Annotated in this window: 12 protein-coding genes; 5 read left to right on the forward strand and 7 right to left on the reverse strand. The window is 68.5% G+C overall.

Annotation, left to right across the window (positions count from 1 at the left end):
* Positions 1-10: 10 nt before the first annotated feature.
* The 3 genes from RAB71_RS08265 to RAB71_RS08275 form a co-directional block, all read right to left on the reverse strand.
* The gene (locus tag RAB71_RS08265; protein ID WP_010343486.1) at positions 11-1,012 is read right to left on the reverse strand and encodes a xanthine dehydrogenase family protein subunit M; all 1,002 of its coding nucleotides are present in this window, start codon (positions 1,010-1,012) and stop codon (positions 11-13) included.
* Positions 999-1,832, reverse strand: coding sequence for a 2Fe-2S iron-sulfur cluster-binding protein (locus RAB71_RS08270; protein WP_010343487.1), 834 nt, complete (start codon positions 1,830-1,832; stop codon positions 999-1,001). Before RAB71_RS08270 ends, RAB71_RS08265 begins: the two co-directional genes overlap by 14 nt.
* Positions 1,833-2,177: 345 nt before the next feature.
* Entirely contained in the window at positions 2,178-4,568 is a 2,391-nt protein-coding gene (locus RAB71_RS08275) for a TonB-dependent siderophore receptor (protein ID WP_010343488.1), read from the reverse strand.
* 349 nt (positions 4,569-4,917) lie between these two features.
* Here RAB71_RS08275 and RAB71_RS08280 point away from each other — a divergent pair, with 349 nt between their 5' ends.
* Positions 4,918-5,250, forward strand: coding sequence for a multidrug efflux SMR transporter (locus RAB71_RS08280; protein WP_010343489.1), 333 nt, complete (start codon positions 4,918-4,920; stop codon positions 5,248-5,250).
* Between the two features lie 207 nt (positions 5,251-5,457).
* Complete coding sequence (locus tag RAB71_RS08285) at positions 5,458-6,642, forward strand: hypothetical protein (protein ID WP_138985765.1); 1,185 nt, start codon at positions 5,458-5,460, stop codon at positions 6,640-6,642.
* Positions 6,643-6,746: 104 nt separating this feature from the next.
* Here RAB71_RS08285 and RAB71_RS08290 read toward each other — a convergent pair whose 3' ends face one another.
* The gene (locus tag RAB71_RS08290) at positions 6,747-8,819 is read right to left on the reverse strand and encodes a TonB-dependent receptor (protein WP_010343490.1); all 2,073 of its coding nucleotides are present in this window, start codon (positions 8,817-8,819) and stop codon (positions 6,747-6,749) included.
* 154 nt (positions 8,820-8,973) lie between these two features.
* Between RAB71_RS08290 and RAB71_RS08295 the strand changes: the two genes are divergently transcribed.
* Positions 8,974-9,387, forward strand: coding sequence for a MerC domain-containing protein (locus RAB71_RS08295; protein ID WP_010343491.1), 414 nt, complete (start codon positions 8,974-8,976; stop codon positions 9,385-9,387).
* 111 nt (positions 9,388-9,498) lie between these two features.
* On the forward strand, positions 9,499-9,684 hold the full coding sequence (locus tag RAB71_RS08300) for a 30S ribosomal protein THX (protein WP_010343492.1): 186 nt from the start codon (positions 9,499-9,501) through the stop codon (positions 9,682-9,684).
* Between the two features lie 163 nt (positions 9,685-9,847).
* Here RAB71_RS08300 and RAB71_RS08305 read toward each other — a convergent pair whose 3' ends face one another.
* From RAB71_RS08305 to RAB71_RS08315, 3 genes are all read right to left on the reverse strand, one after another.
* Positions 9,848-11,284 (reverse strand): chloride channel protein, encoded by a 1,437-nt coding sequence (locus RAB71_RS08305; protein WP_010343493.1) that lies wholly within the window; start codon positions 11,282-11,284, stop codon positions 9,848-9,850.
* Between the two features lie 171 nt (positions 11,285-11,455).
* The gene (locus RAB71_RS08310; protein ID WP_010343494.1) at positions 11,456-11,983 is read right to left on the reverse strand and encodes a methylated-DNA--[protein]-cysteine S-methyltransferase; all 528 of its coding nucleotides are present in this window, start codon (positions 11,981-11,983) and stop codon (positions 11,456-11,458) included.
* A complete protein-coding gene (locus RAB71_RS08315; protein WP_010343495.1) occupies positions 11,980-13,452 on the reverse strand; it encodes a DNA-3-methyladenine glycosylase 2 family protein in 1,473 nt (490 codons plus the stop codon). Before RAB71_RS08315 ends, RAB71_RS08310 begins: the two co-directional genes overlap by 4 nt.
* Before the next feature lie 208 nt (positions 13,453-13,660).
* Here RAB71_RS08315 and RAB71_RS08320 point away from each other — a divergent pair, with 208 nt between their 5' ends.
* Positions 13,661-14,704 carry a hypothetical protein gene (locus RAB71_RS08320; RefSeq protein WP_010343496.1) on the forward strand — a complete coding sequence of 348 codons (1,044 nt, stop codon included), beginning with the start codon at positions 13,661-13,663 and terminating at the stop codon, positions 14,702-14,704.
* The last annotated feature ends 62 nt before the right edge of the window (positions 14,705-14,766 follow it).

A 14,766-nucleotide genomic window follows, 5' to 3' on the forward strand; every position in this document is an offset into this window, starting at 1 on the left:
GGTTGGCCGCTCACGCGGCATCGCTGCCGCTGGCACGGTGCAGGGCGCGGATCATCGCGTGCGTGCCCATCGGGATCTTGTAGGCGTTGTGCGCCAGCGGCTGCGCCGCGGCCATCTCCGCCTGCGCGGCGGCGGCGAAGGCGGCCTCGCCGACGTGATGGCCCGCCAGCGCGCGTTCGGCGGCGCGCGCGCGCCAGGGTTTGTGCGCCACCCCGCCCATGGCGATGCGCGCTTCGCGGATGCGCCCGTCCGGTTCCAGCGCCAGCGCCGCGGCTACCGAAATCAGGGCGAACGCGTAGCTGGCCCGGTCGCGCACCTTCAGGTAATGGCTGTGCGCGGCGAACCCCGGCGCCGGCAGGGTGATCGACTCGATCAATTCGCCGTGCGCGAGCTGGTTGTCGACATCGGCGCGTGTCTCGGGCAGCAGGTGGAATTCGGCGAACGGGATCTCGCGCTGGGTGCCGGTCGGCGTACGCACCTGCACCGTCGCGTCCAGTGCGGCCAGCGCCACGCACATGTCCGACGGGTGCACGGCCACGCAGTGCGGGCTGTGACCGAAGATCGCGTGGGTGCGGTTGAGCCCCTCGCGGGCGCCGCAACCGCTGCCTGGTTCGCGCTTGTTGCAGGGCAGGGCGGTGTCGTAGAAATAGCCGCAGCGCGTGCGCTGCAGCAGGTTGCCGCCGTTGCTGGCCATGTTGCGCAGCTGCATCGTGGCCCCGGCCAGGATCGCCTGGCTCAGCAGCGGATAGCGCTGGCGCACCAGCGGATGGTTGGCGGTCTGCGTGTTATTGGCGAGCGCGCCCAGGCGCAGGCCGCCGTCGGCGGTCTCGGCGATCTCGGCCAGGCCCTTGAGCCGGGTCAGGTCGACGATCTCGTCGGCACCGGTCACCCCTTCCTTCATCAGGTCGAGCAGGTTGGTACCACCGCCGAGGAAGCGTGCGTTCGGGTTGGCGGCGACGCGGCGCACCGCGTCCTCCGCCGAGGTCGCGCGCTGGTACTTAAACGGCGTCATCGGCCACCTCCTTCGCCATCTTCAGGGCGGTCAGTTCGGACTGGTCGACATAGCGCCAGCTCAGCGGCCGCGGCGCACCGCCGCTGTGCACGTCCTGGATGGCGGCGACGATCTTCGGGTAGGCGCCGCAGCGGCAGATGTTGCCGCTCATGCGCTCACGCACCTCGGCGTCGCTGAGTTCGGTGACCGGCCGGCTGACGTCGGTGCTGACGTGGCTGGCATCGCCGCGCTTGATCTCGTTCAATAACGCCACCGCCGAGCAGATCTGCCCAGGCGTGCAGTAGCCGCACTGGAACCCGTCGTGCTGCACGAACGCGGCCTGCATCGGATGCAGTCGCTCGCCGTCGGCCAGGCCCTCGATGGTGGTGATCTGCGTGTCTTCGGCCTGCGCCGCCAGAGTCAGGCAGGACAGCCGGCGCTCGCCATCGACGATCACCGTGCAGGCACCGCACTGGCCGTGGTCGCAGCCCTTCTTGGTGCCGGTCAGCGCCAGGTGTTCGCGCAGCGCATCCAGCAAGGTGGTCCGCGGATCCAGCTGCAGCGCGTGGCGCTGGCCATTGACCTCGAGGACCACCGGCAACGCGTTCTGTGGCGGCGCGGCCTTGGCGACGGGGGCGGCGAACGCGGCCTCGCTGAAGAGGATCTGCCCACCGGCGCTGCTGAGGCCGGCGGCCGAGAGCAGGGCGAGGAATTCGCGGCGCGAGAGGCCGTTGATGCCGAGCCGGCGCGCCAGCGCGGCCTCGTCCGCGCTCAATGGGGTGTCGCGCGCGCTGTCGGCAGCGCCGGACGCGGCCTCGGAATGGTGAGGGTCATGCTGCATCGGTCTCTCCTGCCTGGGGGACCGCCACCGCGCGCGCCGTGGCGCAGCATGGAGCGAATCGACCTGGGTAGCGGCGCCGCCATCGCGACGCCGACGTGCGGGCACGCATCGGCACCCGAGCGCGAGCATCGCGGCGGGACCGCGAAGGGACTGCGAAGAGAACGCGAAGGGAGGGTGTCGGGGCAGTGATGCGGACGGGTGGGCGTGCCGGATCGGGATGCGCGTGCATGCGCTCCTGCCGATGCGATTGCCGCCGCGACAGGCGCCCGATTGCGCCTGTCGTGGCCGGCGCCACGCGATGCCGGTGCAGCGATGGCGTCGCGTGCGCCTGCGGTGCGGCAGGCGCTACCAGCGATACGCCACCGACACCTGATACTGGCGGCCGGCGATCGGGCGGCCCATGAACACGCCGCCGGTGGCCGCGCCGGGTACGCGCACATTGCCTTCGGTCAGGCCCAGGGTGTCGGTCACGTTGCTGCCGCTGACGGTGAACTCCCAGTGCTCGCCGCTGTGCAGGCTGGCACCGACGTCGAGCATGTCGTAGGACGGCAGGCGCTGGCTGTTGGCCAGGTCGGCGTAGCGTTCGCCGATGTAGGAATAGGTCGCGAACACGCGCAGGTCGCCGAACGGCAACATCCAGTAGTAGCTCGGCGTCAGCCGGAACTGGCGCTTGGGCTGGCGCATGACCTGGTTGCCGGTGTATTCGCGGTAATTGCGGTACTTCGCGTCCAGCCACACCCCCGTCCCGGCCAGTTCGAAGCCGCCGAACGGGCGGATCGCGCCTTCCACCTCCAGGCCGTAGGCGCGCGAATCGCCGACCGTGGTGAAGTTGCTGCCGTTGGCCAGGAAGGCCTGGAACGGCGAATTCTTGAAGGTGTTGTAGAACGCCGTGAGGTACAGATCGTAGTTGGCCGCACCCGACTTCAACCCCAGTTCGTATTGCCGGATGTCCTGCACCTTGGTCTGGCCGTCGCGCAGGTTGTCGAAGCCGGGAAACTTGACCCCGGAATTTACCCGCGCGAACACGCTGTTGTGCGCGTCGAGCTTGACGTTCAGTCCGGCCGTCCACGACAGCGCGTTGTCGTCCTGGTCGATGCGCCGCGCGCTCGGCAGCGAGATCGAGGTGGCGTTGTCGTAGAGCGTGGACGGATTGCCGTCCAGGTCCACGGTGGCGGTGTCGTGCACGGTGCCGGTGACGCGTTGGCGCTCGTAGCGCACGCCCAGGTCCAGGCGCAGGCGCTCGTCCAGTTCCCATTCGTCGGCGACGAACACCGCAGCGTTCTCGCCTTCGTAATGCGCGCGCAGCGCCAGGAAGGCGGTGCTGGTGAAGCCATCGCGCGTCGGCTGGCGGCCGTCGTCCAGCGTCACGTCGATGCGCCGCGCATGGTTCCGCGCGGTCAGCAGCATGGTGTTGCCGAGGTACCAGGTGTCGTTGGAGGTGTACCTGGCGTAGTAGCTGCCCACGGTGAGCGTGTTGCCGGCGAACAGCGTGCGGCTCAGGCGCAGGTCGTTGGTGAAGGAGTTCAGGCGCTTGTCCACCGACCACCAGCCGGCTTCCAGCACCTGCTGGTCCGGATCGACCGCGCCGCCGCCATTGGTATAGCGTGCGCTGCCGGTGCTGCCGTAGCCGGCGATGAAGTCGCCCAGCCGCTGCGGCGCGTCGCCGGTGAACAACGCATAGGTCGGCGCGGTGCCACCCATCACGTTGAAACGGTCGGCCAGGGTCCAGTCGCCCAGCTGCCAGTTCAGCTCGCCGCCGAACACGTCGATGTTGACGCCGCGGCCGTCGCCGAGGTCGCGCCGGATGGTCTGGCCGTTGGGGCCGACCGGCAGGGTGACGGTGCGGAAGTCGTTGCTCAGCAGCGTGCCGTGCTGCGCGTCGAGGCCGGGAAAGCTGGACAGGTCGCTGCCGTTGTTGCGCGACAGCAGCGGGATCGCGGTGTAGAAGGCGTTGTTGTCGTCGGTATGGCGCGCATAGAACGACAGTTCGCCGCTGTCCCAGCGCTTGCTCAGGGTGGCGCTGAACTGGCCGCCCTTGTCGGCGGGGAACTGCGGGTCGCGCACGCCGTCGGTCTCGCGGAAGAAGCCGCCGATGCTGTAGTACCAGCCGTTGCCCATCGGCCCGCTGTTGAACAGATCGATGCGGCGCAGGGCGTCGCTGCCGCCGGTGAGGCGCACGCTGCCCTCCGGCTCGTCCTGGCCCTTCTTCTGGATGAAGTTGACGGTGATGCCGGCCTGGCCGTTGGAGAAGATCGGGCTGGAACCGCCGCGCAGCACTTCCATGCGTTCGATGGTGTCGTCGGTGCGGAACAGCGTGGAGTTTTCCAGGAACGACAGGGTCGGCGGCGGGAACAGCGGCGCGCCATCGAGCTGGAAGGTGACGAACGGCGCATCGCCTTCCGACGGCATGCCGCGCACGAAGATGTTGGCGCCGGTGCCGCCGCCGCTGGGCTCGGCCCACACGCCCGGCACGATCTTCAGCAGGTCGGCGCTGCTCTGCGGCACCGCCTGCTGGATCTGTTCGGGTGTGGCGGTGGTGATCGAGAAGCTCGCATCGCGCTTGCGCAAGCCGCTGAAGCGCGCAGTGCCGCTGACGACCACGGTATCCAGGGTGGTGGCGTCGGGTTGCGTGGCCGGCGCAGCGGGTGCGTCGGCGGTCTGCGCCAGCGCGGGGGACGCGAGCAGGGCGGCGGCGATGGACAGGGGCAGCAGATGACGAAGCGGCGCAAGATGCATGAAGAATCTCTCCTTTCTTCATTCGGAACGATCGGCCGGGATGCGGCACGCGCGTGCAGCGCGCGGCCGCGTCGTATCGGCCGGTACGGCGCGAAGCAGGGGGCGACGCGCGGCGCCCTTTGTAACGCCGTCCAGCGCTTGGGCTGTTGTGCAGCGCGGTAAGGGCGAAGTTTGCGTGACAGGTTGCCCACGCAGGCCGCCATCGCACTGCCATGCATGGCGTGCGCTGCGCAGCGTGGCGTTGCCTGTGCATGCACGGTTGCACGTGGGCAATCGGGAGAACGCCGTCGCCATCGTCACCACGCGCCACTTGCTATCGTGGCGCGCGTGTATGCAAGAGCGTGTTGCAATGAAAAACTGGCTGTTCCTGCTGGTGGCCATCCTCGCCGAGGTGGTCGCGACCTCGGCGCTGAAGGCCAGCGAAGGCTTCACCCGGCTGTGGCCGACGCTGCTGGCACTGTGCGGCTATGGCATCGCCTTCTATCTGCTGTCGCTGACCCTGCGCAGCGTGCCGGTGGGGGTGGCCTATGCGCTCTGGTCGGGCATCGGCATCGTGTTGATCTCGCTGCTGGCGTGGTGGCGGTTCGGCCAGGCGCTGGATCCGCCGGCGATCGTCGGCATGGCACTGATCGTCGCCGGCGTGGTGGTGATCAACGTGTTCTCGCGCAGCGCGCCGCATTAGCCACGCCATGAGAGCGCACTTGCCCAAGGAAATCCGATAGGTGCTGAGATACGGTGGGGTCATGCAAGCAAGAGCGACTTGGCGGATGTGACTGGGAGTGTTGCTTTACTCTTCATGCCCTTCAGAGTCGTTTGCTTCGGCTACTTCGCGCCGTAATCGAATCTGAAATTTTTCAGGTCGAGGAACTCGAGAGGAATTGGCGAGGGTATGTCGAAGATCAATAGCCTTATTTTTTGCATAGTTCTGGATCGGGGTTGGCAGCATCTAGCAGGTCGGCTAGAGAGATCGTTTGAGTATCGAGCCAATCCTGACAGTGCTCCAGTGGCTTTGCAGGTACGGCTTCAAAATCTTCCGGCCGAAGGGGGTGATGTATTTCCCTTGATCTGCGAAGCCTTGGCAGCCGAGCCGCCGCAGCATCCGATTTCGCTGGAATACCTAAGGGTGGCGATGATCGAGGTCGAGATTTCTGTGATGCATTTATTAAAGATTTTTAGAGGTGAAATTGCGCGCATTGACGAGCGGATTGCATCCTTCGTAACTGATCAGCTGGAGCGGCATTTGATTCGATCAGGTAGAAGTAAATCCAGAGGGCCATCAATCGATTGGCTCATCCAAATGGCTCCTAATTACCTGACTTACGTCGTGGCCGACACCGCCAATGTTGCGCTTCAAGCGTTCGCGCTCGAATATGGAGGCAACGCTCCTGGACACGTGACCGAGGATGCACTTTTACGAGCTCATCTCACCTTTGCACGACATGACGACGGCGCGATAAGACTTTGGCAATTTAAGCGCCAAAGTGATCATTCGTTTCAGGTTCAAGGGCATTGGGAAGGCGGAGTGGCTCTGGCAATTGTGTCCGATGAACAGCGCCGTAAAGCGGTCAATCTTCAATTCGTTTCTTCGCGGATTGAGAGGCTTTTCCAATCGGGGTTTGCGATGGAGGCTTTAGTTCTCGCAAACGCAGCCTTTGAAGTCGTGGTTGAGCGTTATCTTGTGCTTGCCGTTGCGATTGATCCCATCGCTGAAAATAAGGTCCAAGCGCAGGGACACCGACAGCACCTCGAATTGATCGGGAAAATAGTTTCAGCTGAAACGGAGCCTGAATTGCAAGGCGCGGAATTTAAGGAGTTCCTCTCGATGATGTTTGAGGTAAACACGATGCGAAATAACTACCTTCATCAGCTTGTACCTCCGAGTCAAGATCCTTGGAAGCTTGCAGAGCTTGACCGTATTGTGAGGCGTGTTCTGCCATTTCTAACGGAACCGTTTCGATCAATGAATACCCTTGGGTGTCTTTGCCAACATGGTGGGCCACGGCAAGAGACGACACTTCTTTTGCTGGCTGAGCTCAATTTTTTGAACCCGCTCTCATTGAATGTCGAGGCCTAGACAGAGAGTTGGCTGGGCCGGGAAGGGCAATTGCGCCTCATGGCGATCAGCCAAAAAAAAAGCCGCCCGAAGGCGGCCTCCTCACGCTGCGGCAAACGTGCCGATCAGAAGAACAGGCGCACGCCGAACGAGGCGCTGCGGCCGGGCAGCATGACCTCGTCCTTGAGGAACGAGGTGTGCACGCGCGCGTCCTGGTTGGTCAGGTTGTTGCCGTCCAGGAACACTTCCCAGGCGGTGCTGCCGGCATCGACGTGATACGCCAGGTGCGCATCGACCAGGGTGTAGCCGGCGGTCGGGGTCTCGTTGACCGCCACCTTGTCCTGCTTCTGGTAGCGGGTGGCGCCCAGCGCGGCGCGCCAGTGGCTGGCGTCCCAGCGCAGCTGCGCGCCGTAGCGCGCCGGCGCGATGCGCGGCAGGTTGCCGCCGTCCTTCAGCCGCGCGCGCACGGTGTCGCCGAACACGCGCAGGTCCCAGGCACCGCTGTCGTTGTCGGCCAGGTGGAAGGTGGCCTCGCCTTCGAAGCCATGGAAGATCGCATCGGCCTGGGTCCACTGGCGGATCGGCAGGAAGTCGTTGTCTTCCTCGTGGTACCACTGGCCGCCGGTGTCGACGATGTAGATGAAGTCGTCGTAGCGGTTGTAGTAGCCGGAGACCTTCGCATCCACCCAGTCGTTCTTGAAGATCAGCCCCAGCTCGGCCTGGTTGGCCTTCTCGGTCTTCAGGTCGGGGTTGCCGATCTCGTAGGCGAGGGTGGCGATGTGCGGGCCGTTGGCGAACAGTTCTTCCTCGGCCGGGGCGCGCTCGGCGTGGTCGAGGTTGGCGGTCAGGCGCCACTGCTCGTTGAAGCGGAAACCGCCGCTCAGCGACAGGCTCTTCGGGGTGAAGTCGCGGTCCACGCCGGTGTCGGTCTCGTACTTGGTCTTGTCCACGCGCGCGCCGACTTCGGCCTGCACGCGGTCCCAGCTGTTGCGCGCCAGCGCGAACACGCCGATGGCGCGGGTATCGGTCTTCGGCACGAAAGCTTCTTCGCCGATAGCCTGGAAGGTCGAGTCGCTGCCCTGCACGCCGACCGCGGTCTGCCAGCCGCCGCCCAGGCCGAAGGAGGCCTCCACGCGGCCTTCGTTGGCGCGCTTGTCGAACTTGGTGCCGACCTCCGCGCCCTCGAATTCGGTGTGGGTGTAGGCGGTGTGGCCGAAGCTGTAGCGCAGCGCGCTGCCGTCGCCCCACGGGTCGTTCAGCGCGCCCTTGAGCTCGAAACGGTCCTGGTGCAGCTGCAGCGACACGCCGCGCTCGCCGGCAGCCGGGTCGCCGGGTTCGCCTGGGTTGCCGTAGTTGTCGCGGAAGCGCGAGACCGACACGCCGACGAAGCCCCAGTCGCCGGCCAGCGAGCTGCCGATCGAGCCGACCTTGGACTTGACGAACGAGTTGAGCTGCGGGCCTTCCGGCGTGTCGTAGTCCTTCAGGTTGCGGTACACGCCGTCGGCGTGGATCGACAGGCCGCTGCCGTTGCCGGCATCGACGCGGAACATGTCGGTGTTGCCGCTCTTGTCGCCGCCTTCCCAGCGCGCCTCGGCACGGCCGTGCACGCCGTCGACCGGGGTCTCGGCGATGCGCCCGTCGACCACGTTGACCACGCCGCCGATGGCGCCGGAGCCGTACAGCAGGGTGGACGGACCTTTCAGTACTTCGATCTGGTCGGCCAGGAACGACTCCACCGCCGGCGAATGGTCCTGGCTGACGGTGGACACGTCCTGCGAGGACAGGCCGTCGTTGAGCACCGCCACGCGCGGGCCGTCGAGGCCGCGGATGATCGGCCGGCCCACGCCGGGGCCGAAATTGGAGCTCTGCACGCCCGGCAGACTGGCCACGGTCTCGCCGATGCTGGCGCCGCGGCTCTCGTCAAGGCGCTCGCCGGCCAGCACGTCCACCGGCTGGCTCAGCGCGCCGGCGGCATCGCGCAGCGGGCTGGCGGTCACCACCACCTGGTCCATGTCCTTCACGTGCCGGTCCTGCGTGTGGCCGGCGCCGTGGCGGCTGTCGCTGGCCGGCGGCGTGGCATCGGCCGCGGTCGTCGTGGCGGTAGGGTCGGCAGCCAGGGCCAGCGACGGACTCAGCAGGCCAAGCAGGGCCAGGGACAGGGCGGAACGGCGGAGCAGGGCAGGACGGGGAGCGGGCATGGGCATTCCATCAGGAGGGACATTCGGGGCGACGCGCGCACCACCGGCGCCGCGCAATGGCGGCGGACGGTCGAGGAAGAGGCACGGGACGCGCTGGTCGCCGGCGGCCGAATGTTATATTATTCCGTAACACTTTCAACCCGTGGCGACCGTCATGTCCTCACCGTTCGATCTGCGCGCCGCGCTCGACCGCCTTGGCGCCACCGGTTCGCTGCTGTGCGCGGTGCATTGCGCGGTGCTGCCGTTGGCCTTGGCGGTGTTGCCCTCGCTGGGCCTGGCGATGTGGTTGGGCGAGGGCGTGGAGCGCACCCTGGTGCTGTTCGTGACCTGCCTGGGCCTGTTCAGCCTGGTGCTTGGCTATCGCCGGCATCGCGTGTGGCAGGCGCTGGGATTGCTCATCCTCGGCTTGCTGGCACTGTGGGCCGGCCTGCTGGTGCCGGCGCTGCATCATGCCGTGGCGCCGCACGCGGCGATCATGACCTTCGGCGGCACCCTGGTGGGCCTGGCCCACCTGCTCAACCTGCGCCTGAACCACGGCCACGTGCACGACGCAAGCTGCGTCCATTGAGCGCACGTGGTAGGCTTGCCGCCCTTGCGCGAGGGCGCCGACCGCGTTGGCCTCGCCAAACCCCGTGCATCGCGCGGGGGTTTTCGCACATACATTCAGGAGTCGATGAGCATGGGTAAGGGTGACCGCAAGACCGCCAAGGGCAAGCGCTACAACGCCAGCTACGGCAATTCGCGCTCGCACAGCGTGAGCAAGGTGGCCGTGGGCGCTGCCGCGCCGGCCGCGAAGAAGTCGGTGGTCAAGGCGCCGGCGGTGAAGAAGGCCGTGGCCAAGAAGACGGTCGCCAAGGCTGGCTGAGCCAGCCACCGGGTGCGACGAAGAACGCGGCGCTTGCGCCGCGTTTTTTTATGTCCGTGTGATCCCTGACCGTCGCCGCCAGGCGGCCGGTGGCGGTCTTGCCGCGGAAGCGGCAGTGGCAGAGCGCTTTCCGATCGCACCAGCGCCGGGCACGCGCCGCCAGTCAGTGCGGGCGTGGCGCGGTGGGGTGGTCGTCGCGATCGTCGTCGTGGTCGCTGCCGGCCAGGTCGGCCACCAGCGAGGTCGGCGTTTCCTCTTCCGCGGGCGGCGTGGGCGCCGGCGGCGGCGCCACCAGCAACAGCTCGGCCAGGCCGCGGTAGATCGGCGTGCGGCAGACCAGCGCCGAAGCGCCGCGGGCGATCAGCACCGTCGCCAGGATCGGCAGCAGCATGTCGCTGCTGTCGGTGAGTTCCAGCGAGATCACCGCCGAGGTCAGCGGTGCCTGGGTGACGCCGGTGAGATAGGCGCACATGCCCAGCAGCACGAAGATGCGCGGGTCCACGCCCGGCATCAGCACGGCCAGGTTGTGGCCCAGCCCGGCGCCGACCGCCAGGGCCGGCGAGAACAGGCCGCCAGGGATGCCGGCGACGTAGGACACCAGGTTCGCCAGCAGCTTCATTAGGCCGAATTCGTGGCCGACGCTGGCGTGCCCCTGCACCAGGCTGCGCGCCTGCTCGTAGCCGGTGCCGAACGCGCCGGTGCCGAAGATCAGGCCCAGCAGCACCAGCGCCAGGCCGCACAGCGCGGCCAGCAGCACCGGCTGGCGCCGGCGCAGCTCGCCCAGCCAGCGCGGCTTGCCGGCGACGGTGAGCAGCACCATGCGCGCGAAGGCGCCGCCGAGCAGGCCGGCGACCACGCCGCACAGCAGGATCGCCAGCCACGCCTTGCCCAGCGGCAGGCCGGCGGTGGCGACCCGGCCGAAGTAGGTGTAGTCGCCGAGCAGGCCCAGCGAAATCACGCCGCCGACGATCACCGCGGTCAGCAAGGTGCCGGAGAAGTGGTGCTCGAAGCGTCCGCTCAGTTCCTCGATGGCGAACACCACGCCGGCCAGCGGTGTGTTGAACGCCGCGGCGATGCCGGCGGCGCCGCCGGCCAGCAGGAAATGGCTGGCCTGGCGCGCATCGCGAAAGCCGAACCAGCGCCCGAACACGTACATCAGGCTGGCGCCGACGTGCACGGTCGGGCCTTCGCGGCCGATCGAGGCGCCGCCGAACAGGGCCATGGTGGTCAGCATCAGCTTGCCCGCGGACACGCGCAGCGACAGATTGGCCTGGCGAAAGCCGTCGTCGGGACGTTCCAGCGCGGCGATCACCTGCGGGATGCCGCTGCCGCGTGTGGGGCGAAGTGCGCCGTTGGTCAGCCAGGCCAGCAGGGCGAACACGCTCGGGGTCAGCAGCAGCGCCCACCACGGCGAATGCCCGATGATCCGCTGGAACAGATGGAAGGCGGCGTCGCTGGCCTTGGCGAAGACGATGGAGACCAGCGCCACCGCCACCGCGCCGCCCCACAGCACGGCGCGCTGCTTCCAGCTCTCCTGCGAGATCAGCGGGCGCAGACGATGGCGCAGGCGCGGCGGTTGCGCGGAATCGGGCGAGTGCATCGGCCTATTGTCGCACGCGTTGCCTTGGCAGGACGCCGGCGCGCCGCGGCCGTTGCCGTGGCGCTCAGCGCAGCGCTGGCGGATCGACGTCGTCGGGCGCGGCAGGGAGACCGAGTAGGTGGTTCAAGCGAGGAATGGACGTCGATCTGCGCCGCCGCATGGCCGACACGCTCAGCCGAACAGCGGCGCCATGGTGCCGGCGGCGGCCGCGCCACCCTCGCGCTGCTCCAGCGCCAGCAGTGCGGCCTTGGTCGGCAGGCCACCACCGAAGCCGGTGAGCGCGCCGTTGGCGCCGATCACCCGATGGCAGGGCAGCACGATCGGCAGCGGGTTGCGCCCGTTGGCGGCGCCCACGGCGCGCACCGCGCGCGGCTGGCCGAGATGCTGCGCCAGTTGCGCGTAGCTCCAGGTCGCGCCGAACGGGATCTCGGCCAGCGCCAGCCACACCCGCTTCTGGAAGTCGGTGCCGTGCGGCGCCAGCGGCAGGTCGAAATGGTCGCGCTCGCCGGCGAAGTAGGCCAGCAGTTGCTCGCGCGCGGCGCGCACCGGCGCCGGATCGTGCACCCAGTCGGCGCGGCCGCGGGCGTCGTAGCGGTTCTCCGGGAACAGGATGTGGCGCACGCCATCGGCGCCGACGGCGACGGTGAGCATGCCGATCGGGGTGTCGAAACGGTCGTAGGACAGCGGGGACGCGGTCATGCGCGGGTCTCCTCGGGAGGATCGTTGGCCAGGTGCCACAGGTGCAGCACCGCGTAGGCGCGCCAGGGGCGCCAGGCCTGCGCGCGCGCCTCGGTGGCGCGTTCGCTCAGGCGTGCGCCGCCTTCGCCGAGCATGCGTTGCAGCACCAGGTCGCCGGCGGGGAAGGCGTCGGGCTGGCCGAGCGCACGCAGGGCGATGTACTGCGCGGTCCAGGCGCCGATGCCGGGCAAGGTGATGGCGTGGGCGACGAAGTCGTCCAGGCGCTGGCCGGCGCGGAAGGACAGGCGGCCGTCCAGCACCGCCTGCGCCAGCGCACGGATCGTCGCCGCCCGCGAGCGCGGCAGGCCGATCGCCTCCAGCGGCGCGTCGCGCAGCGCCTGCGGCGTCGGGAAGGCGCGGTCCAGTCCCGGCGGCTGGCCGGGCCGCGCCGCGCCATGGCGATCGACCAGGCGCGCGGCCAGGGTCGCGGCGCCGGCGACGCTGACCTGTTGGCCGAGCACCGCGCGCACCGCCACTTCGAACCCGTCCCAACCGCCTGGCACACGTAATCCGGGACGCCGGGCGATGGCGCGCGCCAGCAGCGGATCCTCGCCGAGCGTGGCGTGTACCGCGCGCAGGTCGGCATCCAGGTCGAACACCCGGCGTACCCGCCGCACGATGTCGGGAATGGCGCGCGGATCGGCCGCGGCGATGTGCAGGCGCAGTTCGTGGCGCTGCGGATCGGCCTCGACCCGGATGCGGGTGGAGGCCTCGCAGGGGCCGAGCACGCGCTCGTAGCTGGCCTCGCCGATGCGTTCGATGCCGGGGATCGCGCGTTTGCGCAGGAACGCCAGCATCGCCGGGAAGTCCAGCGGCGGCCGGTAGCCCAGGCGCAGCACCAGGTCGCCGCCGGGACTCTCGGTGCGCTGCTTGCGGATCGCAGAGGGCGGCATGCCGCAGCCGTCAAGGAACGCGGCGTTGAAGCGGCGCAGGCTGTTGAAGCCGGCCGCCAGCGCCACCTGGGTGATCGGCAGCGCGGTCTCGGTGAGCAGTTGCTTGGCCAGCAACAGACGCCGGGTGGCGTGCACCGCCGCCGGGGTGGCGCCGAGCTGGGCCACGAACAGGCGCTGCAACTGGCGCGCGCTGATCCCCAGTTCGGTGGCCAGCGTGGCGACGCTGGCGTCTTGCAGCGCGCCCTCGGCGATCAGCGCCAGCGCGCGCCGCACCACCTCTTCGCCCACCTGCTGCTGCGCTTCCGGCGACAGTTCGGGACGGCAGCGCAGGCACGGCCGGTAACCGGCCGCCGCGGCGGCCGCGGCGCTGGGGTAGTAGCGCACGTTGCTGCGCTTGGGCGGCGGTGCCGGGCAGACCGGCCGGCAGTAGATGCCGGTGCTGCGCACCGCAGTGAAGAACACACCGTCGAAGCGCGCATCGCGCGACTGGCGGGCGCGGTCGTAGAGGGCGTGATCGGTGGCGGCGAGGGCAGGCATGGCGCCAGTCTAGTCGGCTCCGGCGCGGCGCACTGGCCGTTTTCGGACAGCTATGCCGTCGCACTCGCGTGGCCGCGACGCCCGCGGTTTAGGCGCAGTTGGGGACGCTCCGCGCTGCGGCACTAGACTAGGTCGGCGGGCGCCTGGCGCCTGCGTTCCGTGTTCGCCGTGGATCCTGCGCTTGGCTGCTTCGTTCAGACTCTGCTGGTTGTCGCTGTGTTGCCTGGGTCTGTTGGCCTGCGGGCAGCAGCCGGCGTCGGCACCGCGCACCGTCGCCGACAGCCCCTCCGCCGACGGCGAGCACATGGTCTCGATCGGCGCGCCGCCGACGCCGCCACCGCACGCGGTCGCGCCCAAGCGCGACCCGCAGGCCTGGGATGAGGCCACCCTGGAGAACGGCGAGGCCTTCGTCAGTTGCGACACCGACTACGCCGCCGAGGCAGGCGACGGCCAGCCGCTGGCCGGGCTGGATCGGCCAGCGGTGGAAGCGGCGCTGGCGCAGTGCCGCGAGCGCGGGCTGATGCGGGTGCGCTATGTCGGCAAGATCAACGCCGGCTTCGCCGAGATGGTGCGGCGCCTGGCCGAGGTGGCCAGGCAGACCGGCATCGGCAAGCGCGTGCTCGACCTCGATTCCAGCGGCGGCCAGGTCGAGGCGGCGATCCGCGCCGGCGATGCGATCGGCGAATCCGGCTGGACCGTGTGGGTGCGCGAAGGTTCGGTCTGCCACAGCGCCTGCGTGTTCGTGCTGGCCGCCGGCGACAACCGGCTGATCTCCGGCAAGGTCGGCATCCACCGGATGATGCGGATCAGCTCCACTGCGACCTCGCGCGCCGAACTCAACCGCGAGTTGCAGGAGGTCTATGGCAACGTCAAGGACTACCTGGAGCGCAACGGTGTGGCGGTGGCGGTGGCCGATCTGATGATGACCGTGCCCAACCGCAGCCTGCGCCTGCTCAGCAGCGACGAACTCAAGCAGTACGGGCTCGACGGCACCAACGCGGTACAGGACGACCTGGAGCGGATCAAGCAGTTGCGCAAGTGCGGCGACGATTTCGTGCGGCGCAAGGATGCGTTCCTGGTCGCCTTCGACCAGGAGTGCAAGACCAAAAAAGACGTGGATCTGGAGAGCCTGACCGCCTGCGGCCAGGCGCTGAAGCAGCGCTTCGGGTTCCCGGACCAGGCCTGTCCGGCGGAAAGTCCGCTGTCGGAGATCGACGTGGCGACGCTGCCGCTGGCCTCGCCCGGCGCCTGAACGGCTGCTGGTGCGCGTGCTGCCCATTCACGTGGCGGGCATGGACGCGGGGCTAGCGTCGC

The organism is Xanthomonas sacchari (genome assembly GCF_040529065.1).
GTDB classification, from domain to species: domain Bacteria; phylum Pseudomonadota; class Gammaproteobacteria; order Xanthomonadales; family Xanthomonadaceae; genus Xanthomonas_A; species Xanthomonas_A sacchari.

Bases quoted from the DNA above. Each gene is read 5' to 3' on its own strand.
- RAB71_RS08265 (WP_010343486.1), bottom strand. From the start codon at position 1,012: ATGACGCCGTTTAAGTACCAGCGCGCGACCTCGGCGGAGGACGCGGTG.
- RAB71_RS08270 (WP_010343487.1), bottom strand. From the start codon at position 1,832: ATGCAGCATGACCCTCACCATTCCGAGGCCGCGTCCGGCGCTGCCGAC.
- RAB71_RS08275 (WP_010343488.1), bottom strand. From the start codon at position 4,568: ATGCATCTTGCGCCGCTTCGTCATCTGCTGCCCCTGTCCATCGCCGCC.
- RAB71_RS08280 (WP_010343489.1), top strand. From the start codon at position 4,918: ATGAAAAACTGGCTGTTCCTGCTGGTGGCCATCCTCGCCGAGGTGGTC.
- RAB71_RS08285 (WP_138985765.1), top strand. From the start codon at position 5,458: ATGTCGAAGATCAATAGCCTTATTTTTTGCATAGTTCTGGATCGGGGT.
- RAB71_RS08290 (WP_010343490.1), bottom strand. From the start codon at position 8,819: ATGCCCGCTCCCCGTCCTGCCCTGCTCCGCCGTTCCGCCCTGTCCCTG.
- RAB71_RS08295 (WP_010343491.1), top strand. From the start codon at position 8,974: ATGTCCTCACCGTTCGATCTGCGCGCCGCGCTCGACCGCCTTGGCGCC.
- RAB71_RS08300 (WP_010343492.1), top strand. From the start codon at position 9,499: ATGGGTAAGGGTGACCGCAAGACCGCCAAGGGCAAGCGCTACAACGCC.
- RAB71_RS08305 (WP_010343493.1), bottom strand. From the start codon at position 11,284: ATGCACTCGCCCGATTCCGCGCAACCGCCGCGCCTGCGCCATCGTCTG.
- RAB71_RS08310 (WP_010343494.1), bottom strand. From the start codon at position 11,983: ATGACCGCGTCCCCGCTGTCCTACGACCGTTTCGACACCCCGATCGGC.
- RAB71_RS08315 (WP_010343495.1), bottom strand. From the start codon at position 13,452: ATGCCTGCCCTCGCCGCCACCGATCACGCCCTCTACGACCGCGCCCGC.